The 23,280-nt window shown below is 65.6% G+C and carries 23 protein-coding genes, 1 tRNA gene and 1 rRNA gene; 14 read left to right on the plus strand and 11 right to left on the minus strand.

Features of this window, described 5'->3' with window-relative positions; genetic code table 11:
• The first annotated feature begins 38 nt into the window (after positions 1-38).
• The 3 genes from rrf (at position 39) to solA (ending at position 1,715) form a co-directional block, all read left to right on the plus strand.
• Positions 39-160 (plus strand): 5S ribosomal RNA (gene rrf / locus BLS11_RS00005).
• Positions 161-327: 167 nt separating this feature from the next.
• Positions 328-403, plus strand: a tRNA-Cys gene (locus BLS11_RS00010).
• Positions 404-560: 157 nt separating this feature from the next.
• A complete protein-coding gene (solA, locus tag BLS11_RS00015; protein ID WP_092531262.1) occupies positions 561-1,715 on the plus strand; it encodes an N-methyl-L-tryptophan oxidase in 1,155 nt (384 codons plus the stop codon).
• Here the strand turns inward: solA and BLS11_RS00020 are convergent.
• Complete coding sequence (locus BLS11_RS00020) at positions 1,712-3,586, minus strand: cation:proton antiporter domain-containing protein (RefSeq protein WP_092534320.1); 1,875 nt, start codon at positions 3,584-3,586, stop codon at positions 1,712-1,714. The genes solA and BLS11_RS00020 overlap by 4 nt on opposite strands.
• Positions 3,587-3,766: 180 nt before the next feature.
• Between BLS11_RS00020 and BLS11_RS00025 the strand changes: the two genes are divergently transcribed.
• The 3 genes from BLS11_RS00025 to BLS11_RS00035 all read left to right on the plus strand — a co-directional run bounded on the left by BLS11_RS00025 (position 3,767) and on the right by BLS11_RS00035 (position 5,663).
• Positions 3,767-4,627, plus strand: a complete 861-nt coding sequence (locus BLS11_RS00025; protein WP_092531264.1) for a hypothetical protein — start codon at positions 3,767-3,769, stop codon at positions 4,625-4,627.
• A 199-nt stretch (positions 4,628-4,826) separates the two neighbouring features.
• The gene (eif1A, locus tag BLS11_RS00030) at positions 4,827-5,111 is read left to right on the plus strand and encodes a translation initiation factor eIF-1A (RefSeq protein ID WP_092531266.1); all 285 of its coding nucleotides are present in this window, start codon (positions 4,827-4,829) and stop codon (positions 5,109-5,111) included.
• A gap of 192 nt (positions 5,112-5,303) precedes the next feature.
• Positions 5,304-5,663 carry a DUF8062 family protein gene (locus BLS11_RS00035; protein WP_092531268.1) on the plus strand — a complete coding sequence of 120 codons (360 nt, stop codon included), beginning with the start codon at positions 5,304-5,306 and terminating at the stop codon, positions 5,661-5,663.
• Between the two features lie 220 nt (positions 5,664-5,883).
• Here the strand turns inward: BLS11_RS00035 and BLS11_RS00040 are convergent, their stop codons facing one another.
• Complete coding sequence (locus tag BLS11_RS00040) at positions 5,884-6,891, minus strand: CapA family protein (protein ID WP_092531270.1); 1,008 nt, start codon at positions 6,889-6,891, stop codon at positions 5,884-5,886.
• 94 nt (positions 6,892-6,985) lie between these two features.
• The gene (locus BLS11_RS00045; RefSeq protein ID WP_092531272.1) at positions 6,986-8,026 is read right to left on the minus strand and encodes an NAD(P)-dependent alcohol dehydrogenase; all 1,041 of its coding nucleotides are present in this window, start codon (positions 8,024-8,026) and stop codon (positions 6,986-6,988) included.
• Between the two features lie 131 nt (positions 8,027-8,157).
• Here BLS11_RS00045 and BLS11_RS00050 point away from each other — a divergent pair, with 131 nt between their 5' ends.
• The gene (locus BLS11_RS00050; RefSeq protein ID WP_092531274.1) at positions 8,158-8,370 is read left to right on the plus strand and encodes an HVO_2142 family zinc finger protein; all 213 of its coding nucleotides are present in this window, start codon (positions 8,158-8,160) and stop codon (positions 8,368-8,370) included.
• Positions 8,371-8,409: 39 nt separating this feature from the next.
• Here BLS11_RS00050 and BLS11_RS00055 read toward each other — a convergent pair whose 3' ends face one another.
• Genes BLS11_RS00055 through BLS11_RS00065 form a run of 3 tightly spaced genes read right to left on the minus strand, consistent with a single transcriptional unit; the run spans position 8,410 to position 10,547 of the window.
• On the minus strand, positions 8,410-8,832 hold the full coding sequence (locus tag BLS11_RS00055; RefSeq protein ID WP_092531276.1) for a Rieske (2Fe-2S) protein: 423 nt from the start codon (positions 8,830-8,832) through the stop codon (positions 8,410-8,412).
• 57 nt (positions 8,833-8,889) lie between these two features.
• Positions 8,890-9,543: an alpha/beta hydrolase gene (locus BLS11_RS00060; RefSeq protein ID WP_245698637.1), complete on the minus strand. Its 654-nt coding sequence runs from the start codon at positions 9,541-9,543 to the stop codon at positions 8,890-8,892.
• Positions 9,540-10,547 carry a VOC family protein gene (locus BLS11_RS00065; protein WP_092531278.1) on the minus strand — a complete coding sequence of 336 codons (1,008 nt, stop codon included), beginning with the start codon at positions 10,545-10,547 and terminating at the stop codon, positions 9,540-9,542. Before BLS11_RS00065 ends, BLS11_RS00060 begins: the two co-directional genes overlap by 4 nt.
• Before the next feature lie 161 nt (positions 10,548-10,708).
• Here BLS11_RS00065 and BLS11_RS00070 point away from each other — a divergent pair, with 161 nt between their 5' ends.
• A complete protein-coding gene (locus BLS11_RS00070) occupies positions 10,709-11,329 on the plus strand; it encodes a VOC family protein (protein ID WP_092531280.1) in 621 nt (206 codons plus the stop codon).
• Positions 11,330-11,402: 73 nt separating this feature from the next.
• Here the strand turns inward: BLS11_RS00070 and BLS11_RS00075 are convergent, their stop codons facing one another.
• Positions 11,403-12,053 carry a hypothetical protein gene (locus tag BLS11_RS00075; protein ID WP_092531282.1) on the minus strand — a complete coding sequence of 217 codons (651 nt, stop codon included), beginning with the start codon at positions 12,051-12,053 and terminating at the stop codon, positions 11,403-11,405.
• Positions 12,054-12,131: 78 nt separating this feature from the next.
• Positions 12,132-13,619, minus strand: a complete 1,488-nt coding sequence (locus tag BLS11_RS00080; protein ID WP_092531284.1) for an aldehyde dehydrogenase family protein — start codon at positions 13,617-13,619, stop codon at positions 12,132-12,134.
• Between the two features lie 343 nt (positions 13,620-13,962).
• Here BLS11_RS00080 and BLS11_RS00085 point away from each other — a divergent pair, with 343 nt between their 5' ends.
• Positions 13,963-14,208, plus strand: a complete 246-nt coding sequence (locus tag BLS11_RS00085; RefSeq protein WP_092531286.1) for an HTH domain-containing protein — start codon at positions 13,963-13,965, stop codon at positions 14,206-14,208.
• A 526-nt stretch (positions 14,209-14,734) separates the two neighbouring features.
• Here BLS11_RS00085 and BLS11_RS00090 read toward each other — a convergent pair.
• Complete coding sequence (locus BLS11_RS00090) at positions 14,735-15,499, minus strand: IclR family transcriptional regulator (protein WP_092531288.1); 765 nt, start codon at positions 15,497-15,499, stop codon at positions 14,735-14,737.
• 302 nt (positions 15,500-15,801) lie between these two features.
• On the opposite strand from BLS11_RS00090, the gene BLS11_RS00095 reads away from it, so the two are divergent.
• The 4 genes from BLS11_RS00095 (at position 15,802) to BLS11_RS00110 (ending at position 20,456) form a co-directional block, all read left to right on the plus strand.
• Positions 15,802-17,238: an ABC transporter substrate-binding protein gene (locus tag BLS11_RS00095; protein ID WP_092531290.1), complete on the plus strand. Its 1,437-nt coding sequence runs from the start codon at positions 15,802-15,804 to the stop codon at positions 17,236-17,238.
• Between the two features lie 49 nt (positions 17,239-17,287).
• Positions 17,288-18,214 (plus strand): carbohydrate ABC transporter permease, encoded by a 927-nt coding sequence (locus tag BLS11_RS00100; RefSeq protein ID WP_092531292.1) that lies wholly within the window; start codon positions 17,288-17,290, stop codon positions 18,212-18,214.
• Complete coding sequence (locus tag BLS11_RS00105; protein ID WP_092531294.1) at positions 18,214-19,179, plus strand: carbohydrate ABC transporter permease; 966 nt, start codon at positions 18,214-18,216, stop codon at positions 19,177-19,179. The genes BLS11_RS00100 and BLS11_RS00105 overlap by 1 nt, the downstream gene beginning before the upstream one ends.
• Positions 19,180-19,283: 104 nt before the next feature.
• The gene (locus BLS11_RS00110) at positions 19,284-20,456 is read left to right on the plus strand and encodes an ABC transporter ATP-binding protein (protein WP_092531296.1); all 1,173 of its coding nucleotides are present in this window, start codon (positions 19,284-19,286) and stop codon (positions 20,454-20,456) included.
• Here BLS11_RS00110 and BLS11_RS00115 read toward each other — a convergent pair whose 3' ends face one another.
• A complete protein-coding gene (locus BLS11_RS00115; RefSeq protein WP_092534326.1) occupies positions 20,457-21,320 on the minus strand; it encodes an amidohydrolase family protein in 864 nt (287 codons plus the stop codon). It lies immediately after the preceding gene.
• Positions 21,321-21,401: 81 nt separating this feature from the next.
• Here BLS11_RS00115 and BLS11_RS00120 point away from each other — a divergent pair, with 81 nt between their 5' ends.
• Positions 21,402-21,707: an L-rhamnose mutarotase gene (locus tag BLS11_RS00120; protein ID WP_092531298.1), complete on the plus strand. Its 306-nt coding sequence runs from the start codon at positions 21,402-21,404 to the stop codon at positions 21,705-21,707.
• Between the two features lie 554 nt (positions 21,708-22,261).
• Here BLS11_RS00120 and BLS11_RS00125 read toward each other — a convergent pair.
• Positions 22,262-23,275 carry an alcohol dehydrogenase catalytic domain-containing protein gene (locus BLS11_RS00125; RefSeq protein ID WP_092531300.1) on the minus strand — a complete coding sequence of 338 codons (1,014 nt, stop codon included), beginning with the start codon at positions 23,273-23,275 and terminating at the stop codon, positions 22,262-22,264.
• Positions 23,276-23,280: the final 5 nt, after the last annotated feature.

Raw genomic sequence — 23,280 nt, forward strand, 5'->3', positions numbered from 1 at the left:
ACTGGTGTTTACGACGGTTCGATTCCGTCGATCGGCGTTAAGGCGGCCACAGCAGTGGGGTTACACCCGTACCCATCCCGAACACGGAAGTTAAGCCCACTCGCGTTTCGGTCAGTACTGGAGTGCGCGAGCCTCTGGGAAATCCGATTCGCCGCCTCTATTCATACTCCACAGCCCACTCTCAACGGGAGAGTGGGCTTTTCTCATTTCGAAGGTGACGCGCCGGAGAGCGACGAGCATTGCAGAGGCTCACTCCGCTCCCCAACCACCGGTCCGCGTACCGAAGACCGCTAGGCTTAAGCGCGAGACGGGAATACGATTACCTGCGCCAAGGTGGCAGAGTCCGGCCGAACGCAGCGGCCTGCAGAGCCGCCCATCGCCGGTTCAAATCCGGCCCTTGGCTTTCTGCGAGAAACTACCTCGGAGCGCTGCGTCTCGACGGAGCGACGTCCGGGGGCCGATACCCGTTCGTCGAGGAACACCGTTCGTCGGTCCGGTCGGACCGGAGAGACGAGAGCACCGGGGGAATTTACTTTGTGACCGACCGCGCTGTAGGAAGCGTGACCGACCGTTACGACTGCATCGTCGTCGGCGTCGGCGGCATGGGGAGTGCGACGGCGTTCCACCTCGCGGACCGCGGACTGGACGTCCTCGGGGTCGAACGCTACGACGTACCGCACGAGATGGGCTCGTCCCACGGCGTCACGCGCATCATTCGGAAGGCGCAGTACGAGGACCCGGCGTACGTCCCCCTCGTCCGTCGGGCGTACGACCTCTGGCGGGAACTGGAGGACCGGACGGGGCGGGACCTGTTGCACGTTACCGGCGGTATCGACGCCGGGCCGCCCGACAGTCAGGTGTTCGCGGGGTCGGTGCGGTCCTGCGAGGAACACGACATCGACCACGAGGTACTGTCGGCGGACGAACTGAACGAGCGGTTCCCGGGGTACGACCTGCCGGACCACCACCGCGCGGTGTATCAACCCGACGGCGGCTTTCTCGTCCCCGAACAGTGCATCATCGCGCACGTCGAGGCGGCGCAGGCCGCGGGTGCGGAGATTCACGCCCGGGAGTCCGTCGCCGACGTGGCGTCGTTCCCCGACGGGGTGCGCGTCACCACCGACAAGGGGACGTACGAGGCGGACGACGTCGTCGTCACCGCGGGCGCGTGGGCGCGGAAACTCCTACCCGAACTCGCCGAACTCGCGGTTCCCGAACGGCAGGTGCTCGCGTGGCTTCGCCCGACGGAACCCGAACGGTTCGAGGCGTCGAACTTCCCGGTGTTCGTCCACGCCGCGGACGACGGCCACTACTACGGCTTCCCCCGGTACGACGTTCCCGGCTTCAAGTTCGGGAAGTTCAACCACTTCGAGGAGGAGGTAGACCCCGACGCGATGGACCGGGAACCGCGCCGGGAGGACGAGGAGATGCTCAGAGCGTACGCGAAGCGGTACTTCCCGGACGGCGCGGGGCCGACGATGCGACTCGCAACCTGCATGTTCACGAACACGCCGGACGAACACTTCATCCTCGATACGCTCCCCGACGACCCCCGAATCACGGTCGGCGCCGGGTTCTCCGGCCACGGGTTCAAGTTCGCCAGTTCCGTCGGCGAAGTCCTCGCGGACCTCGCGACCGACGGTGAGACGGACCACGACGTCGACCTGTTTCGGTTGGACCGGTTCGACCGATTCGACGGGGCGCGAGGCGGCTAACCCAACTCGCCGTGCAGTCCGGGGTGGCACCGTTCGATGGCCTCGTGGACGGACTCGCGTCGTCCGACGAACGTCAGGTGGTCGCCGCGACGGAGCGTCAGATCCGGCTCGGGTATCTGGGACTCGCCGTCTCTGCTGACGAGTGCGACCAACACCCCGTCCGGGAGGCTCTCGTCTAACTCGCCGATGGACCGCCCGACGAGTCGTTCGGCGGTGACCTCTATCTCCTGTACGTCGCCGTTGCGACCGAGTTCGCTCATCCACTCCGAGAGCGCCGGTCGTTCGACGGCGTTGTCCATCGACTGGGCGATGGACTCGTTCGCGGAGATGGCGCGCACGCCGAGTTCTTCGAACGCTTCGACGTTCCCCGGCGTGTTCACCCGGGCGATGACCGTCTCGGCGTCGAACTTCGAGTTCGCCAGTTGGGCCACGAGGAGGTTCACCTCGTCGTCTTCGGTCGCGGCGGCGACGATTTTCGCGTTCTCCGCGCCGGTCGAGCGCAGAACGCCGATGTCGGTCGCGTCGCCGTGGTGGACGGTGAAGCCCTCGTTCCGAGCCGTCTCCACCACGTCCGCGTCGCGTTCGACGACGACGACGTTCTCTCCTCTGTCCTCCAGTCGTTTGGCGAGGCCGCGGCCGACGCGGCCCCCGCCGACTACGATGACGCGCATTGGAATCACTTCCAGTAGTTCCGCGATGTGGCGGGCGAACCCGCCTTCGAAGACGACGGTAGTGAGGATGACGAGAAACACCGTCCCGACGAGAACGGTCGCAGCCTCCGGGTTCGACGGTCTGAGTTCGAGTGCGAACAGGGTGGCGACGCTCGCTGGGATGATGCCGCGGGGGCCGACGGCGCTCATGAACAACTGTTCGCGGAACGTGAACCGCTCGCCGTACGTACAGAGCAACACGAGTGCGGGGCGGACGACGCAGACGACGGCGACGACGACGAGGACGCCGCCGACGCCGAGGGAGGTGAGTTCGTCGAACGACAGAAGCGTAGCGAGGGAGATGAAGACGAACGAGAGGACGACGAGCGTCACGTCGCCTTTGAACGCCGCGATGTCGTCCTCGTGCGGCAGGTCGGCGTTTCCGAGGAGGATGCCCGCCGTCGCCACCGCCGCGATGCCGGCTTCCGTCGTTATCGACTCCGCGATCCCGTACGTCCCGATAGCGCCGACGAGGACTATCAGCCGGGCGTTCTGGACGGCGTTCGTCGGCGGGAGCGATGCGTGGTCGAGGAGGTACCAGAGGACGCCCGCCGCGAGTGCGCCGACGAGAACGCCGATACCGAGTCGGGAGGCGAACGACTGCAGGAGATGCGCCGGTCGGGTGTTCCCGGCGACGACGGCGTCGAAGACGGCCACCGCGAGTATCGCCGCCGTCACGTCGTTGACGATGCCTTCCGTTTCGAGGGCGGCCGCCACCCTGTCGCGGACCGAGACGACGCCGAGAATCGGCGTGATGACCGTCGGGCCGGTGGCGATGAGCAACGACCCGACGAGGAAGGAGAGTTCCCACGACGCGCCCAACGCGAACCGAACCGCGGCGGCGGTTCCGACCAACCCGATGGCCGCGCCGACGGTGACGAGTCGGAACGCCTCCCGCGGCGTCTGGCGAATCTTCTCTACTTCGAGGTGGAACGCGCCCTCGAAGATGATGATGGCGACGCTCAGGCCGACTATCGCCGGGAGCGACGGTCCGAACGCGTCGGCGGTGACGAGGCCGAGTCCCTCCGGTCCGACGGCTATCCCCGCGAGGATGAGAAAGAGGACGCTCGGCATCTGCAGTCGGTCCGCGAGGACCTGCGCGGCGACGCCGAGTCCCAAGATCGCCACGACGAGCGAAACGAGTCCTGTTCCGGAGTCCACGCCGGACACCCACCGGAACTACTCGCTCTCGGCACAAAATCACCGGGGACGGCCCGGACGCACCGGCGAACGTTCAGTTTCGTCTCGAAGTCACCACCCCCGACGGGAACTGGTACGGTACTCGAACGCGAGTCCGGCGAAACGGTAACCGTTATACCCCGCGTATCCCATGCTCGAACTATGCAACGACGTGCCGCGGCTATCTACGTCGCGTTCTTCTTAGTCATCGGTGCGGCATCGTACTCGCTCATCGCGACCGCACAGACGCCCGAGGTACAGTTCCAGAACCCCGAATACTCGGTCTCGAAGGGTGAGACGTTCCAAGTCGGCCAGCAGACGTACAACGTGAGCGAACTGTCCGCGAGCATGGAGGAGGGCGGTCACGGCGGCGGTGCCTCCCTCACGCGGTCGGCCACGCTGACGTACACCGAACAGTCCGCGGAGTACACCGAGACGTGGGAGAACAACACCTCGGTGACGGTCCAGGACACCAACTGGACCGTCCTCGTTCCCAACGACTCGGACCCCTCGCAGTTCACCCTCCGGCAGAACGTCAACCGGACCAGCCTCCTACAGCAGGACCCGAACGCCGACAACGAGACGGTGACGCGGAACGGCGAAGAGTACGTCGTCGTCCAGAATCAGGACGGTAACGCGACGCTCGTTCCCGCGAGCGAGTACTTCCCCGCCCCGCAGTCCCGACAGGTGTCCGAGGGCGACACGCTCCAGTATCAGGGTAACCAGACGAACGTCGCCAACGTGACCCAAGACGGCGTCGAGGTGACGTGGACGGCGGCGCGGACGAACACCATCGACGTCTCCAGCGACAGTAACGTGACGCTCAACAACCAGACGTACCTCGCGCACTTCAAGAACAACGAGACGCTCCAACTGACGCAGAACTTCGAGAGTTACCACGCCCAAGAGGAAGAGATAGAGACGTTCCACACGCAGGAGAACGGCCTGTGGGGAATCGTCGTCCTCTGTGGCTCCGTGGCGGTTCTGCTCGTCGGCCTCGCGTTCCTGCCCTCGCGGTACTGAACGTCGCCCCGCGGCGACCGGTCGCTTTTTTCCGCACCGACTCCGACCACTACCGATTGCGCCGTCCCTCGAATCGCCGTTCCGTCCTCTGACGGGTATCTCGACCGCTCTCCCGTCCGGTTCGGCGCCGACCGCCGAACGTGTCAAACGGTACCACCCATCTCCCACAAGTTAAACGTCTACGTTACCAACTAGGGATGTGAGCGAAGAATCAGGGCGTCGGAACCTCCGAATGCCCAACGACGACGAGATGTTCGCCGTCGTGACGCAGCACCTGGGTGGAAACCACGTGCGCGTCCGATGCGCGGACGGCGAAACTCGTCTCGGCCGGATTCCCGGTCGGATGAAGTACCGCAACTGGATCAACGAGGACGACGTGGTACTCGTCGAACCGTGGTCGTGGCAGGACGAGAAGGCGAACATCGAGTGGCGGTATTCGAGCGAAGACGCGGAGCAACTCCGCGCCGAAGGCCACATTCAGTAATTCTTTCTTCGGCTTCGCGGCGCGTCGTCCGTGAGGCGAACACGTCCCGTGCGAGGGATTTTCACCGCGGCGTCGAAGCGACCGGTAGCGAACGGTGCGTTCGTACCGCGCGACGTACCCGTATCGGTATCGTCCCACGCGGCGTCGGCATCGGCGGTCGGATAAAAGAGGCTGGACGTTCTACGCGCAGGTGTGCCCGACAATCCCGACGACGACTTCGACGCGCGCGCGTCGCCAGAGGACGTAGACGACGCGCCGACGGTCTCCTGTACTATCTGCGACCGCGAGTGGTCGTTAGCGTACGAACTCGACGAGATGCAGGTCGGTAACCAGTCGTTCGAACAGTTCGCCCTCGACCACATGCGGCACACGGGTCACTTCCCCGACGACGTGCGGCCGTGGATAGCCGACTGTCAACACTGCCGGGAGGGCGAGGAGTTCCTCTCGGAGGCCCCGGCCCGCCGGTGGTCGAAGACGCACGCGCGCCACACGCGCCACAGCGTCGTCCTGCAACACGAGGAGGAGACCGAGACGGTCGTCGACCCGGAGTAGTCCTCGCTCGGATTCGAGGCGTTCGTCGAACGGGGCGACGACGGTTCGCTCGCCCGTGACGGCCTCACCGCGAACGTCCACCGTCTCTGCGTCCAGTTCGAGGCGGCCCGTATCGGTTTCTACGAGGTCTATCGAGAGACGCGCCCTCCTTCCGTACCGTACGTCCGCGCGGGGGTGACGCGGAGTCTGTCGGGACGGCGCGCAGACGACGGCGGCGGGGTCAGTCGCTCCCGTCGGCCGCGACGGGGACGCGGAGTCCGCCGTCGGCCGCCTCGAACCGCGTGTCGAAGTCGGTCGAACGCTCCCGCATCGCCTCGCGGTTCCACGCCGCCTCGTCGGCGGTCGCAGCGTGGACCGCGCAGTCGCGAATCACCGTCGGGACGAGGTGCAGTTCGCGGACGACGCCGTCCGTCGTGACCGTCGCCTCGAAGAGGAACCCCCTGTCGTTTCGGAGGCGGCGGTCCACCGCGTAGTCGTCCACGAAGTCGCCCGTATCGTAGAGGATGGGCGCGCCGTCGTACACCTCGATGCCGTGGAACACGTGCGCGCTGTGGCCGTGGAGGAAATCGACGCCTTCGTCGACGAGGAAGCGAGCGAACGCCCGAAACCGCTCCGGCGGGGATTCGGTCATGTTCGGTCCCCAATGGAGCGACGCGACGAGGAGGTCCGGGTCCCCCGCCGCGTCGATAGCCGACCGAACCCGTTCGACGCAGTCGTCGTCTGTCGGGTCGATATCGACGTGCGCCGTGCCCGGCGAGTCCTCCGTCGCGGCGTACTCGGGCGTGTTGTCCGTGAAGGCGACGACGGCCACCTCGAGTCCGTCGACGGTCACCCGCGCGGGCCGCCACGCCTCCTCGGCGGTCCGTCCGGCGCCGGCGTACGCGATACCGGCGTCCGAGAGGGCGTCGAGGGTGTCTTCGAGGGCGACTTCCTCGAAGTCGAGGACGTGATTGTTCGCGAGCGTCGCGTACGAGACGCCGACGTCGGTCAGGGCGGTAGTCGCCCACGACGGGTCGGCGCGGAAGTGGAAGGGGCGGTTCGTCCGCGTCCAACGTTGCCCGCGCGTCGAGAGGCAGCACTCGAGGTTGACGAACAGTCCGTCGGCGGCGGCGAGGCGGTCACGCATCGTCCCCCAGACGGCGGGCGGAGGGCGTTCCCGCTGTCGTTCGTCCACCTTTCGTCCGAGCATCACGTCGCCGGTGAACCCCAGTCGAACGGTCCGGACCATACTCACTCGGTTTCGGCTGCGAGTCCGTAGAACTGTAGGCGGCCGCGAGACGACTGTCCCCGACTCCGACGGGTGAAGCTGGGGAGGCGGCGCGTTACGGCGTGATGACCGCGCGGCCCTCGATTTCGTTGTGTTCGAGTCGTTCGGCGACGGTGTTGATGTCGCCGAGGTCGTACTGCGAGGTTCGGAGTTCGACGTCGCCGCGTTCGACGAGGCGGACCAGTTCCTGCAGTTCGGTGTACTCGCCGACGAGCGTTCCGACGTAACTGAACTCGCCGTCGACCAGCGTCTGGGAGGGTTCGTGGACGTGGCCGCCGTAGCCGACGACGTGGTGGTCGCCGCCGGACCCGGCGATTTTCGGCCCGATCGCCGTCGTCTGGTCCGCCCCGACGAAGTCGATAATCTGCTCTGCGCCCCGGCCGTCGGTGATGGCGAGAATCTCCTTCTCTACGTCCTCCTCGGAGGGGTCGAGCGTGTGGTGCGCGCCGAGGTCGGCGGCGAGTTCGCGGGCCTCCGCTTTGATGTCGAGGGCGGTAATCTCGGCGGCGGTCATCGCCTCCAGACACTGCAGGCCGATGTGTCCGAGTCCGCCGACGCCGATGACGACGGCGTGGTCGCCGGGGTTCAGTTCGTTCGCGGCCTTCTTGACCGCGTGGTAGGCCGTGATGCCCGCGTCGGCATGTGGCGCGATGTCCGTCGTGTTCACCTCGCCCGGCAGGGGGATGACCGCCCGTTCGTTGGTGAGGAGGTACTCCGCGAACCCCCCGTCGGTGGTCAGGCCGGGGAACGCTAAGTTCACGCAGTACATGTCGTTGCCGAGGCGGCACTGCCGACAGACGCCGCAGGTCATCACCGGGTGGCAGATGACCTTCTCGCCCTCCTCGACGGTCCTGACCTCCGGTCCGACTTCGACCACCGTCCCTGCGTTCTCGTGGCCGAGCGTCATCGGGAGGTCCTGTTCGACGTAGTCCGTCCACATCCCCTCGATGATGTGGTTGTCCGTCTGGCACCACCCCGCGCCCTCCACCTCGACGACGACGTGGTCCGACCGCGTCGCCTCCGGACGGTCTATCTCGTCTATCTGCAGGGCGTTCTCCATCTCGTCCGTGTACTCGTGCAGGCGTGCGGCTTGCATCGTCCCACAGGAACTCCCGCCGTAATTACAATAAAAGTTCGTCAAGGTTCTGTTCGCGGCGGATCTCCGGCGGTCGGACGTTCCGCCCGCCCGACCGAAAGAATCTTGAACTATCTCCCTATCTGACGGGTATGAGTATCGAACGTCCGCCCGCCGTCCCGCGCGAGTGGTGCCCCGACTGCGGCGAGGAGATGCTGTTCAGCGGCACGCAGTCGGCCGGATACGCGCAGTTCTTCTGCGAGCACTGCCGGTACCGCCGCGACACGTTCGTCGGCGTCGCGACGGTCGAGGAAGCGCAAGCCGACGGTAGCGAGACCGGCGGGTCCGAATCGGGCGCGGACTGACCGCGGGAGTCGCCGCCCGGCGCGTCCGCGACACGACGGTCAAAACGAGATGTGCGAACTCGAACTCGGTCCGCCGTCGTCGTCGCCGTCCTCGTCGATGCCGCCCTCGTGAGCGAAGGAGTAACTCCGGTCGTCGAGGTACACCGTCCCGTCCTCGACTGTGACGTCGACGTTCACGAGCGTCGTCCCCTCGGCCTCGCCGTTGTCGCAGTGCCCCGAGCAGGTGTCGAACGCGGACCCGTGTCGCGGACAGACGACTTCGCCGTCGCGGACGGCCGCGCCGAACCCCCTGTCGAGTCGTTGCGGTTGGTGCATACACCGGTTTATCCACGCTTCCACACTCTCCTCGCAGGGGAGGAGTATCACCTCCTCCGTCTCGCCGTACTGGTCTCGGACGGTGAACAGCCACGAGTCGTTCTCGTGTACGTCCGCCACCGTCGTGAGTCGCGTTCGCTCTGGCACGTGCGGTGCAACGACCGCCCGACGCGTAAACGTTCGGCGGCGGACGGGGACGCAATCTCACTCCGTCTCGTCTGCGACGCCGCCGACCAACCGACGTACCGCCGCCATCTGGTCGTCGCCGATGGCGTGGCCGAGTCCCTCGGACACCTCGTCGGTCACGTCCGCGTCGAGGCGTCGGAACGCCGCCGCCGACGCGCGGACACGTTCGGGGTCCACGCGCGGGTCGTCGTCGCCGCACCCGAGGTACGCCGGCGTCCCGTCGAGAGAGCCCTCGAACGCCCGAGCTTCGGGGTCCGGTCCGAACAGGCCGCCCGCGAGGACGGCGAGGCCCCCGTACCGGCGCGGGCGCGCGGCGGCGAACTCCGCGGCGACGCACGCCCCCTGCGAGAAGCCGACGAGGACGGTTCGTTCGGGCGGAACGCCCGCCGCTCCCGCCTCGTCGAGTGCGCGGGCGACGAGGCCGAACGCCGAGGAGAGCCACGGTTCCTTCGCCTCCGGGGGGTCGTCCGTCGGACCGGGGTACCACGCCTTCCCGGCGGGTTCGGGCGCGAGGTACGTCGCGCCGTGGTGGTGAAACTCCTCCGCGAGGCGCAGGAAGTTCCGCGCCGAGTCGCCCCGGCCGGGGAGCATCACGACGGCCGCCGTCGCCGCCGCCCGCGGCGCGCCCGCCACTTCGATGGGTCGACCGTCGTGCGGGCCGCCGTCGCTCACCGCGGGGCCTCCCCGCCCTCGCCCCCGTCGCCGTCTCGCCCCTCCGGCGAGGTGAGCGTCGGCAACTGCGATTGAATCATCTCGCGGTCCTCCTCCAACCACGACGGCAGGCGAAGCGACGCGCCGGGTGCGCCGTCGGTCGCATCCACGCCCAGGCCGGGCCGTTCCGTACAGAGTTCGAAGAGCACCCCGCCGGGGTCGCGGACGTACAGCGAGTGGAAGAAGTTCCGGTCTTTCACGCGCGAGACGTCGAAACCGCGTTCGTCCAGCAACTCGCGCCACTCGTGGAGTTCGGCCTCGCTCCCGACGCCGAAGGCGACGTGGTGTATCGACCCGCGGCCCTCCCGGCCGTACGGCGCGTCGTCCAGGAGAAGGTCCACGACGGACTCCCGTCCGTCCGGGAGGCGGTAGCGGACGGCGTCGTCCGTCTCCGCGACGAGTTCGAACCCGAGCGTCTGCAGGAGGCTCGCGGTGACGTACGGACTCGTGGACCGCACCGAGACGCCGCGGACGCCGCGAATCGCCGCGTCGGCGGGGACGGGACTCGTCCACGCGTCGGCGTCGCTCTCGTCCTCGACGGCGTCTCCGCCTCCGATTTCGCCCGCGTCGTCCTCGATCAGTTCGATTCTGGTCCCGTCCGGATCCGAGAGCGACAGGCGGCGTTCGCCGAAGCGTTCGCTCGGCCCTTCGGTGTCGATATCTCGCGCCGCCAGTCGCTCGGTCCACGCGCCGAGCGAATCCGGCGGTACCGAAAACTGCACCGACGGGATGCCGGGGCGTCCGTCTCGCCCCTCGACGTCCGCGGGGTACGCGAACGTCGTGAGGACGGTGCCGGGGCGTCCCTCGCTATCGCCGAAGTAGAGGTGGTAGACGAACTTGTCCTCGAAGTTCACGGTCCGGAGGACGAACCGTAGGCCGAGAACCTCGGTGTAAAAGTCCACCGTCCGCTGGGGGTCGCCCGCGACGACCGAGACGTGGTGTACGCCGGGTGTATCGGAGAGCACTCTCGGAACGTACGCTCCGGCGCGCAATAAGCCCGTTCGGGGCGTCGGCGTCACCCCCGGACGCGAACGTAACCGGCCTCCCGCCCGGCCACTGACATCGATGTAACCGGGTGGCGTCGGCGTCCGCGGGTCCTTATCCGCACCGGCGAAGAAGGGAGGGTATGAGCGACGACGACGCGCCGCCGGTGACCGCGGAGTATCCGGACAGCGCATTCCGAACGACCGGAACCGACCACATCACCATCTGGGGGAGCAACGAGGCGGACACGCTCGCGTTCTACCGCGACCTGTTGGGGATGCGGCTGGTCCTCCGGCAACCGAACCTCGACGACCCCTCCCAGACCCACCTGTTCTTCGACACCGGCGACGGCCGTATCCTGACGTTCTTCGTCGGCGACCGGCCCTCGAACCCCCACGGCCAGCGCGGCACCACCGGCGCGGTGCACCACCTCTGTTTCAGCGTGGACCCCGAACGATACGAGGAGGTGATGGAGGCGCTAGACGAGGCGGGCCGCGGATACAACGTCTTCGACCGGGGCATCTTCCACTCCATCTACACGCAGGACAACAACGGCCTCGTCATCGAGCTCTCGACGGACAAGTACGATATCCCCGACGACCGGCGCGCGGACGTCCTCGCCACCACCCAGCGAATCCGCGAGGAGGACGGCGCGGACTACGCGAAGGACGAACACCTCGCGGCCGCCCTGGAAGAACTCGGCTTGGACGCGACGCCGTACGACCTGCCGGACGCCGACGCCGGCGTCGGCGGCGTCGAGTAATCGGTTCGCGGTGCGGTCTCTCCGTTTTGTCGCTCGAAACTCGGACGTAGAGGGCGAACGCCGAAGCGCCCCGTCAGAGACCGAAGTGCGAGTCGCGTTCGACGACCGCGTACCCCTGAACCGCGAGCGCATCGTCGCGGTACCGTCTCGCGACGAACTGTTGGGGGACGCGCCGGAGTCCGAAGCGCCGGTGCGCCGCGTACTCGACGTCGACGAGCGTCCGGTCGCCGTCGCTGCGAATCGTCGAGACGTACGTCGCCCACTGCCGGTCGTTCATCGTGACCTCCGACTCGACTCGGTAGTTCCCTTCCGGCGTCGTCTCCGTCTCCGTGCGGACGGTCACGTCGGCGGAGCGCAGACCGAAGAGATACGACGTCGGGTACGTCACCGCGTCGTCTCGCGCGTTCACATCGTCCGCGACTCCCCACTGTAACGCGAGTATCGGCGGCGTCGGTCCGGCGAACTCGTCGCGGACCGTCTCGGGGTCGGCCTCGGTTCGGAGCCGAATCGTCCCCTGCGACTGAAGAATCGGAGCGCGTGCGACGACGACCGAGGCGGCCGCGACGACGACGGCCGGCAGGAACGACGCCGTCAGGTACGTCCCGAGGAACACTGCAACCGCGAGCACGGCGACGAGCGCTGAAAGTGGGCGTTCACGTCTGAGGTATCGCCTCGTGACGGCGAGCGCCTCGCTCGGACGTTCGATATCGTTCGTGGAGGGCATCACGAAAACTGCGCCTCGGACGAGAGTTAACCTTTCTGAAACTTCCCCTCCGAGGGAGACGGCCGTTCGGTCGGTCGGTTAGAACGGGTAGTCGCGCGCGTCTCGCTGGAGCGATATCCACTTCGTCTCGGTGACTTCGTGGAGCATCGTCTCGCTGTTGTACCCGCCCATCCCGGAGGCGGCGGTACCGCTGAAGGGGATGTGCGCCTCGTCGTTGATGGGCTGGTCGTTGATGTGGACGTGGCCCGTCTGCATTCGGTCTGCGACGTCCATCGCCGTGTCGAAGTCGCCCGCGTGGACGGACCCCGAGAGGCCGTACTCGGTTCCGTTGGCGATTTCGACCGCCTCGTCCACGTCCGAGAACGGGATGACCGGCGCGATGGGGCCGAAGTGCTCGTTACACGCGGCGGGCATGTCGTTGGTCACGTCCGAGAGGACGGTCGGTTCGACGACGAGGGAGTCCTCCACGCCGTCTAACTCCGCGATTCCGCCGCCGGTTTCCAGCGTCGCGCCCGCCTCGACCGTCTCCTCGACGTACCCGAGCATCTCGTCGCGTTGAGACTCGGAGATGATGGGGCCGACGATGGTGTCCTCGTCGTGGGCGCTCCCGACCGTGAGTTCCTCGGCGCGTTCGGTCAGTCGCTCGACGTACTCGTCGTAGACGTCCTCGTGGACGACGTGCCGGTTGATGGAGATGCACACCTGCCCTTGGTGGACGAACGACCCGAACACCCCGCCGTCTATCGCGCGGTCCAAGTCGGCGTCGGCGGTGACGACGTGGGCGTTGTTGCCGCCGAGTTCCATCGCCTGTACCGCGAGGTTCTCCGCGGCGGTGGCGGCGACCTGTCGGCCGACGGGCGTCGAACCCGTGAACGCGACCATGTCGCTCTCGGGGTGGCCGGCGACGGCGTCGCCGATGTCTGACCCGCGACCGGTGACGACGTTCAGGACGCCCTCGGGGAGGCCCGCTTCCTCGAACAGTTTCGCCAAGAGGAGGCCGCCCACGATGGGCGTGTTCGTCGCCGGCTTGAGGACCACCGCGTTCCCGGTGGCGATGGCGGGCGCGACGGCGCGCATCGAGAGGTTCAGCGGGAAGTTCCACGGCGAGATGACCGTGACGACGCCCTTCGGGATTCGCTTGACGATGTTCTCCTTGCCGGGGACGTTCGACTGGGCGTGTTCGCCCTTCATCCGGACGGGGAGCGTCGCCGCCTCGCCGAGGTGGTCGGAGGCGATCTGGACGGACGTCTCGCCCATGATCTGTCCGCCGCCGGCCTCGTACTCCAGCAGTTCGATGACCGCCTCGCGGTTCTCCTCCAGGACGCCGAGGGCCTCCTGCACGACCCGTTGTCTCCGGGCGGGCGGCGCGTTCGCCCACTCCGTCTGCGCTTCGGCGGCCGCCTCGTAGGCGGCGTCCACGTCGGCTTCGACGCCCGCGGGGACGCGCGTGAACGTCTCGCGCGTCGAGGGGTCCTCGTTCGCTATCGTCTCCTCGCCCGCGGAGTCGGTCCACTCGCCGTCGATGTACAGGGAGTTCCAGTCGGCGTCTACCGAGATGTCTACCATGTGGACCGTCCACTACGTCCTCCCCGACCAAAGTCGAGCGACCAATGCGAGGAAATCTCGGTTACCGACAGACTTAGACGGCCGTCGCGTCCGGCCGCCGGTCCTCTCCGATTCCGGACTATTCCGCCGCTTTCTGCCGGCGCCGTGCATCCGAATATCGGAACTAAAATCCGGTTGTGAACGCCGTTCCGCGCCCGAAACCGCGACCGTCGACTCGGTCCGGTGACGGCGGTGTAACCCGGTTACCCTCGTGCCAAGGAATAGATAAGTAGCGGTAGCTCGTATCGGAGTGTACGAACGCGCTCCGACGGCACCCTGTCTGAGGAGATACGTTTCAACCGCCATGGCTCACAGCACATCGAACGCGAACGGTTTCGGCGACCTGACTCCGAGTGCGAAACTCGTGCACGTTCTGCTTCAACGGGAGTCACCGCTGACCCAGAGCGAACTCGTCGAACAGACGCAACTGTCGGCGCGAACCGTCCGAAACGCGCTCGACCAGTTGGAACGTGCCGACTTGGTGAGCAAGGACATCTGTCTCCGCGACGCCAGAAAGCGGGTGTACTCCACGACGGCGAACGCCGAGTGACGCTCCGTCGTCGGCTTCCGTCCGTCTCGGCGACGAGGCGACCGCCTCCGTTTATTATTAAACATCTGGATACAATTAATTATGACTTGAATATTCCATTCGTCTCTCGTGGAAGCTGATTTACAACCGTTCACAAGCGCGTCACGACACTATTGTCGTTATTAAGAGCGGTAGAAGCGACTTCGAGTTCTGGCGAACATTTTTCCGAATATACTCCGAATCCCCGTATTAAACAGGTGTATGTGGGAATCAGAAGATGGTGGCAATATTAGCCTTTACATTACTAATTGTACAATTGGCGGTGACGACTTCCGCCGAGGCAAGGAGGCGAACTCACCGGTGATCGGTTCGCCTCGCCGCATATCCATTACAGGATTACGGATGTAACGGCGACGTTCCTTCGACGCCGTCCGGTATAAGCGGACGACCTCCGGCCGAACGCTCGAACCGGTTCGGGAGAACGGAACTGAGAGGCGGCGAGAGTCGAGACGGAGGCGCCCGTCGGGCCGTCCGGTAATACCGACTGCTACGAGTACGTCATGTTGACTTCGATGACGTTGGCCGCGCTTTTGACGCTCCGGGGGATGTCGTCTTGGTAGCGTTCGTCGTTCATCCGACTCATCGGACCCGAGACGCTGACTGCTCCGAGAATCTCGTCGTTCCGGTCCAACACCGGTGCGGCGATGCATCGCATCCCGGCGACCCGTTCCTCGTCGTCCGTCGCGTACCCCCGTTCTCTCACCTCCGCCAACTCCTCGAACAGGAGTTCGGGGTCGGTGACCGTCTTCTCGGTGACGTTCGGCATCCCGTGTTCTTCGAGTATCCGTTCGACCTCCTCTCGCGGCGTGTGCGCCAGAATCGCCTTTCCGAGCGCGGTCGTCTGGAGGGGGACGCGCATCCCGGGTCTCGTGTCGAGGGTGACGGCGTTCTCGCCCTTCGCCTTGTATAGGAAGACGCCGAGGCCGTGCTCCTCAATCATCAGGTTCGCGTGTTCGCCCGTCTCCTCGGCGAGTCGCTTGACGACCGGACGCGCGACGCGGTACACCTTCATGTTCTCGCGCGCGCACCCGCCGTATTCGAGGAACCGCGCGCCGATTCGGTATCCCTCCGACTCCTTGACGACGAAGTCCAGTTCCTCTAACGTGCTCAGGTGGTCGTGGGCCGTACTCTTCGGCACGCCCACCCGGTCTGCGACGTCGGCGACGCTCGGGTGGTCGAGTTCCTGCAACGCGTCGACGACGGCGAACATCGTTCCCGCGGACTTCACCCGAAGTCGGTCTGTCGTGGACATGCGTGAGATATGTTGACAGAGGACTCATAAATGTTTGGCAGTACCGAACGGCGCCTCTCGCGGCAATTTCCCGTCAGACGGGCCGTTCGGCCGTCTCGCGCCGCCCTCCGCGACGTACCTCTCCCGTCGGCTAATACCGGACGGAACTCGCCCTCCGCGGGGAGAGGAGTCTCCGCCACCGTCGCGCTTTCGCGCGGCGACGGCGCCGCCCACCGACTCACTCACCCAAACTTTTATGACAGTTTCGTACCGTCTCGGTAAACATACCCATGGTGGTCAGTGCCACCGTGTGGGAGTAAATCATGTCCAACGAGCAGCAATCGTACGACAGGCTGGATAGGCGGTCCTTCGTCGCGGGACTCGGCGCGGCGGCCGCGGCCGGTCTCGCCGGGTGTTCGGGCGGCGGCGACGGCGGTAGCGGAACCGGCGGCGGGGGCGGTTCGGGCTCTCAGAGCCTCGACTTCTGGCTGTTCGGCGGCATCCCGGCCGAACGCGAGTACATCAGCAACCACTACGGCGAGTTCTCCGACCACGACGTCAGCTACCAGCACCAAGAGTGGGGCCAGAAGTACCAGATAATCGCCTCCGCGGCGGCGAACGACAACCTCCCGGACGTGATGGCCGGACAGACCCAGCAGATTCCCGACTACGCCGGGGCGGGCGCGATTCAACCCCTCGACCGAGAGGGGTTCGGGGACCGTCTGGAGGAGATAAACGGCAACTTCATCGAGGCGAACGTCGAGACGCAGATGTACTCGGGCCTCGGCGACACCGACGGGGAACGGCAGTGGGGGGTCCCCGGCGGGTACGCCGACCTTGGCCCGTTCGTGGACATCCGGACGGACTACCTAGAGCAGACGAGTTTCGACGAACCGCCGCGGACGTGGCCGGAACTGGTCCAACTCGGCACGGAGATGCAGGAACTGGACGACGTCTCCGCCGCCATCACCGCGCCGGGGACCGACTTCGGGCTGACAGCGGGGTACTTCATCGGCTTCGTCTACGCGAACGGCGGCCGGTACTACGACCCCGAGTCGCTGACGGCGACGGTGGACCAACCCGGCTTCGTCGACGCCGTGAAGCTGTATCAGGAGATAGCCGAGGCGGGACTGTTTCCCGACTCCATCGCGGAGAACGACCACATCGCCGCGGGCCGTCTCCTCCGGGAGGGGGAGTCGGGCATCTTCATCACCTACTCGCACGCGAACGCGGTGTACCAGACGACCGGCGCGCCGCAGGAGTGGCTCGACGGCGAAGGTCACACCGTCACGCGCGCGCCCCTGCCCGAGAACCCCTCCGGGCAGTTCGAACCGCGGGACCTCCTCCTGCAGAACGCCCAAGGGTTCATGCTCGCGAACGGAACCGAGAGCGACGCCGAACTGCAGGCGGCCCTCGATTACATCGAGTGGTGGAGCCAACCCGAACAGCTCGCGCCGTGGACGTACCGGTCCGACAGCGACGTGGGCATCCGCGGGCGCGTTCCGACGCTCAAGAGCGCGTTCGAAGACCCCTCGGACCTGTTCGAGAGCCAGTTCGGCGATCTCATCACGCTGTACCAGAACGACAACCTGTTCAACCGCACCTCGCGGTTCCCCTCGTTCTCGGGGGTCGCCTCCGTCCAGAGCGTCATCAACACGCAGGTCATCCAGCCGGTCGTCCTCGGCGAGGCCACCGCGGAGGAGGCCTGCAGTAACGCCAACTCGGCGGTGCAGGACGTCATCGACGACGAGTTGGCCTAACGAACCGTCGGACGCCTCCCCACAACCACATTCGACACGAGACACACCAATGAGCTTCCCAGACCAGACGCGTTCGTCGTACGAACGAACCCTCGATAGAATTCCCGATACGCTCCAGGTGTACGTACCGATTCTCCCGGTGATGGTCCTCGTGGGGGTGTTCATCCTCTACCCCATCGCGCAGGCGATATACTCCAGTTTCTTCTCGAAGGACCTGCTGAACCCCAGCGACGTGGAGTTCGTCGGCCTCGCCAACTACGCGGAGATATGGACCAGTCCGACCATCCATCAGGTGCTGTGGAACACGCTCGTGTGGGTGACCGTCGGCAGTCTGGCGGCCATCGTCCTCGGGTTCGTGATGGGGTGGCTGCTCCACGAGAAACTCCCGTACGTGAGCGTCGTCAGCGCTATCGTCCTCATCCCGTGGGTCCTGCCGCGGGTCGTCGGGGCGTCCATCTGGCAGTTCATGTTCGGCGGGTCGCAGGGCATCGTCAACGAACTGCTCGTCCAACTCGGCGTGATAGACGAGTACATCGTCATGCTGGGGTCGAACGACCTCTCGCTTTGGCCGCCCATCGTCGGGATGATTTGGCGACTCGCGCCGTTGTTCGCGCTCCTGACGCTCACGTCGTTCCAGGGCATCGACGACCACCTCTACGAGGCGGCGCGGATGGACGGCGCGACGCCGTGGGAGCAGTTCCGGCACGTCACCCTCCCGATGATGCGGTACAACCTCGCCATCGGCTTCCTCCTGATGCTCATCTACAACATCAGGAACTTCTCGATGATATGGGTGATGACGAAGGGCGGTCCGGGCGTCTCCAGCAGCACCCTCCCCGTGATGATATACCGGACGGCGTTCGTCGATTTCAACGTCGGCTTGGCGTCGGCGCTGTCGATGATACTGTTCGTCGTCCTCCTGGTGTTCTCGTACTACTACATCAAGGTCTACGACAAGATACAGGGTGAGTTCTGATGGCCGCAGACACCGACGACCCGACCGCACAGTTCCGGAAGAACCAATCGTGGCTGTACGACAGCGAAGGGGGCGCGTACCTGCGGAAGACGCTCGTTGGGGCGGCGACGCTCCTCGTCTTCCTGTTCGTCCTGTTTCCCCTCTACTGGATGGCCGTCACCGCGTTCAAGACGACGGCGGAGATACAGCGGATTCCGCCCACCGTCTTCCCCGAGGAGTTTTCCCTGGAGGGATTCAGACTCGTCGTCGAGTCGTCGCTACAGGCGGGCGGGTACGCGGGACTCGTCGAGGACCTGTTCGGCTACACCGTCTCCTCGGCCATCGACATCGACATCCTCGGGCTCATCTTCAACAGCCTGAAAGTCGCGATAGGCGCGGGCCTGATAGCTCTCGTCCTCGGGTCGGTGGCGGCGTACGTCCTCGCGCGCCACGAGTTCCCCGGAAAGAACGCCCTGATGAGCCTGCTTTTGGCGTCGCTGATGTTCCCCGGCACGGCCATCATGGTGCCGGAGTGGGAACTCATCAACACCCTGAACCTGTTCAACACCCACGTCGCGTTGGTGCTCATCTACGGGGCGATGACCGCGCCGTTCGTCGTCTGGTTGATGAAGGGGTTCTTCGACGACTTCCCCGACTCCATCATCGACGCCGCGCGGATGGACCAATGTTCGTCGTACGAGACGTTCCGGTACGTCCTCGTCCCGATGGCGCGAAACTCCCTCATCGCGTCGTTCATCTTCGCGTTCCTTCTGGCGTGGAACGAACTGGTGTTCGCGCTGACGCTCCTGAGCAACGAGAACTACACCGTCCCGCCGGGACTGCTCACGTTCGTGCAGGGGTTCAACACCCAGTGGAACGTCGTCGCCGCGGCGTCCATCCTCGTCTCCCTGCCCGTCCTCGTGGGACTGGCGTACATCCAGCGCTACTTCGTCCAAGGCCTGACCGGCGGCGCGATAAAGGGCTAACCCCCTTCGCCGCCGTCCGCACCGTCCTCGGGGCGTCTCCCCGTTCGTCCCCGACTCCGATAGACAATAATTTTAATACGTGACAGTGCGAGATGTTGACTCGCATGACCCGGCTAGAACTCGGTAACGTAACGAAGACGTTCGACAGTCCCGGCGGAGAGGTCGTCGCCGTCAACGATCTCTCTCTGACCGTCGAGGAGGGGGAGTTCCTCGTCTTGCTCGGACCGTCGGGGTGCGGGAAGACGACGACGCTCCGCATGATAGGCGGGTTGGAGGAGCCGACGGAGGGCGACGTGATGTTCGACGGCATCCGGGTCAACGACGTGAAAGCGCGCAACAGGGACGTGGCGATGGTGTTTCAGGACTTCGCGCTCTACCCGCACATGACCGTCGAGCGGAATCTCGGCTTCGGCTTAGAACGGGAGGACAACGACCTCTCGTCGGCGGCGATTACGGAGAAGGTGCGGGAAGTCGCGGAGATGCTCGAGATTCTGGACCTCCTCGACAAGAAACCCGCGGCGCTGTCGGGCGGACAGAAGCAACGCGTCGCACTCGGGCGCGCCATCGTGCGCGAACCGCGACTGTTCCTGTTCGACGAACCCCTCGCGAACTTGGACGCGAAACTGCGGAAGACGATGCGGACCGAAATCGACCGCCTCCAGTCGCGGATGGACATCACCTCCGCGTACGTCACGCACAATCAGGAGGAGGCGATGACCATCGCGGACAAGATAGCCGTCCTTGACGACGGGAAACTCCAGCAGGTGGGGACGCCCGCGGAGGTGTTCAACGAACCGACCAACCTGTTCGTCGCGCGGTTCGTCGGCAGTCCGGACATGAACGTCTTCGAGGCGACGATGACCGAGGACGGCGACGCCTACCGGATCGAAACCGCCGGCACGTCGTTTCGCATCCCCGCGGCCCTCGTCCCCGGCGAGACGGCGGCGATGGACGTGACGGTGGGGTTCCGCCCGCAGGACCTGTTCCGCGAGGGCAGTTCCGCGACGCGGCGGGGTCACGGCGGGCCGGTCATCGACACCGACGTGAACGTCATCGAACCGCTCGGGACGGACGCCATCGTCCACGCCGACGCCGAGGCGGGCGAATTGACCGCCACGGTGACGCGGTTCCACGAGATAGACGAGGGCGAGTCCGTCCGGTTCACCGTCGCGCCCGAACACGTCTACCTCTTCGAGAAGGAGACAGAGCGACTCATCAAGGGACGGCTCGACGCCGAGACGAGCGACACCGGGAGCGCGGAGGAGGCGACGGTCTGACTACTTCGTCGCTCGCTCGAACGCCCGTCCGGTGAGCCACTTCCTGTCTTTACTGCTGAGTCCGTCCACCCGCTCTAACCACGTCAGACACTCCTCGTACGTCGCCTCGTCGCTGACGTTCGGGTAGTCCGCCCCCCACACGAGGCGTTCTCTGCCGAACTGCTCTAAGAGCCACCGCAGGTGGTCGTGCATGTCCTCGTAGGGGTACGCCTCCTCCGAGCGGTGCTGAACCTCCGACACCTTCGCGTACACCGTGTCGTACTCCGCGAGTTCGGCGTACCGCGCGAACGCGGACTCGTCGGGCGACTCGTTCGGGTCGGCGTGCGAGAAGTGGTCTATCAGGTACGTCAACTCGGGGTACGCCTCGACGAGTTCGACCACTTGGTCGAGTTGCTCGACGTGCGCGAGTATCTGCACCGCGGCGTCCGTCTCGCGGGCGGCCTCCCAAAACTCCGTCTCCGCTTTCGCCTCCCGAAGCCACTCGACGGAGGGGTCGAACGTCTCCCACATCCGGTCGTACGGGCATATCGCGCCGAGTCGGAAGCCGAGTATCCCGTCGTTCGACATCAGGTCTCTGAGCCTCTGGGCCGCCCCGTCGGCGAACTGATCCACCATCACGATACCGCTGAGGCGGTCGTACTCCGTCGCCGCCTTCACGGTGTACCAGTTGTCCGTCCACTCGCAGATGGGGTAGCCGACGACGACGGCTTCGTCCACGCCCGCCTCGTCCATGTCGTCGAGCAACTTCTCGGCGGTGTAGACGGCGTCCACGTCGAACGTCTCCACGATGTCGACGATGTCGCCGTTCACCCACGGGTGGTCGCGACTGGGATGCCCCCACGCGTGTGTGTGGCTGTCTACGATCATCGTCCGGTGGAACACTCCGGCGTCCCATAAATTATTCCTCGGCGAAATCGATTTGTAGGGGTCGGGCGATGTGACACCATGGAGCGCATCGCGTTTCACTTAGAGATAGCTGACGGGAAGCGAGAGGCGTACAGAGAGAAACACGAGGACGTGCCCGAGGCGTTAGAGGAGGCGTACCTCACCTCCGGGGCGGGTCTTGAGACGTACAGCGTCTTCGAGAAGGACGGTCACGTCTTCGGCTACATGGAACTGGAGGACAGAGAGAAGATTCGTCGGGTGATGGAGTCGAGCAAGGCCCAATCGGACTGGAACGAGGTGATGGACCCCATCCTCGAAGACGGCGACGGCGATATGTGGATGGACGAGGTGTATCGGATGAAGTAGGGACGGCGCGGGTTACTCCGCGAACGCGAACACCGGCTTACACGTCTCGGAGTTCAGGAACGCCCCGAAGGCCGACTCGACCGCTTCGGGTTCCGGTCTGAACGATGGATTTCATCGTTGAGACGTAGTGCTCTCGGCGGCGGAGCCTTCGAAACACGATTCGGGGGCGACGTATTGTGAGTTAGGACGGGCCGCCGAACGGGAGGGAGACGGACCACGGTCGACTCCGTCGGGCGTCTCCGGCTTAGTCTAATCTCTTCTATTCGAGTTCGACGGAACGTTACAGACGATCGGAACCAGAAATATACGAATATGGCTGGTATGGGTCCGTACTAGTTCTATTTCGGGATGAATTGCCTCTCAAAGAAGTCGGATCGATAGCTGGTGTTTTTCTGCTCAGTGATTCGGAGATAATTCGGCATATGGCGGTTATGTCGGTTGATATCCACTTCGGAACCTCTCCGAGACGAATTCTGCGCTCTCTCTGGTGAACAGAAGATATTGTACCACGAGGAGGGAAGACCGATTCGAGGCGCCGGTTCGTCTCGGTTCGCTCAGGGCGTGACGACTATCTTCCCGACGCTCTCGCGGTCTTGCATCGCGGCGAAGGCGTCGTCGGTGGCGTCCAGCGAGAACGTCTCGTCTATCTCCGGGGCGAGTTCGCCGTCGGCGACGAGTTCGACCAACCGCTCTAAGTCGGTCTGCGTGCCCATCGTACTGCCGACGACGTGCTTCTGTCCGAGGAACAGGTCCGGGACGTCTATCTCCGAGGTGCCGCCCGCGGTGCGCCCGCAGACGGTCATCGTCCCGGCGCGGCGGAGTACGTCCAACCCGAGGCCGGTGTAGGGGCCGCCGAGGTGGTTCACCACCGCGTCGGGGCGACCGATTTCGAGTACCGCCTCGCGGAGTTCGTCGGGGTCGGTTCCCTCTATCGCGTGGTCCAGACCGAGTTCGTCGAGGCGGTCGAGTTTCGCCGCCGAGGAGGAGGTGCCGACGGTTCGCGCGCCGAGAACGTCCGCGAGTTGGACGCTCGCGACGCCGACGCCGCCGGTCGCGCCGGGAACGAACACGAGGTCGCCGGGCGAGACGTCCGCCCGCCGGAGCATGTGGTAGGCGGTCACGTACGCCGTCGGGAGGGCGGCCGCCTCGGCCGCGGTGACCGACTCCGGGAGCGGAATCAGGCGGTCGGCGTCGACGCGCGCCGCCTCCGCGAGGCCGCCGTGGTACAGAGAGAAGTTCTCACAGAGGTTCTCCGGCCCCTCCCGGCAGAACCGGCAGACGCCGCACGTCTCGTTCGGGCAGAGGACGACGCGGTCCCCCGCCTCGACGCCGGTCACGCCCTCGCCCACTTCGTCTACGACGCCGGCGACGTCGAGTCCGCTGACGAACGGAAGGTCGTCGGCGTCGACCATCGCGGAGTCGCCCTCCAGAATCCAGAGGTCGTGTCGGTTGATGGAACAGGCCTCGACGTCCACGACGGCCTCCCCCGGTCCGGGGTCGGGCGTCGGTCGGTCGACGAGGCTCACTCCGTCCGGTCCGACGAGTTCGCCGAACGCTGCAACGCGCATAGGTA

Source organism: Halopelagius longus, from assembly GCF_900100875.1.
Classification (GTDB): domain Archaea; phylum Halobacteriota; class Halobacteria; order Halobacteriales; family Haloferacaceae; genus Halopelagius; species Halopelagius longus.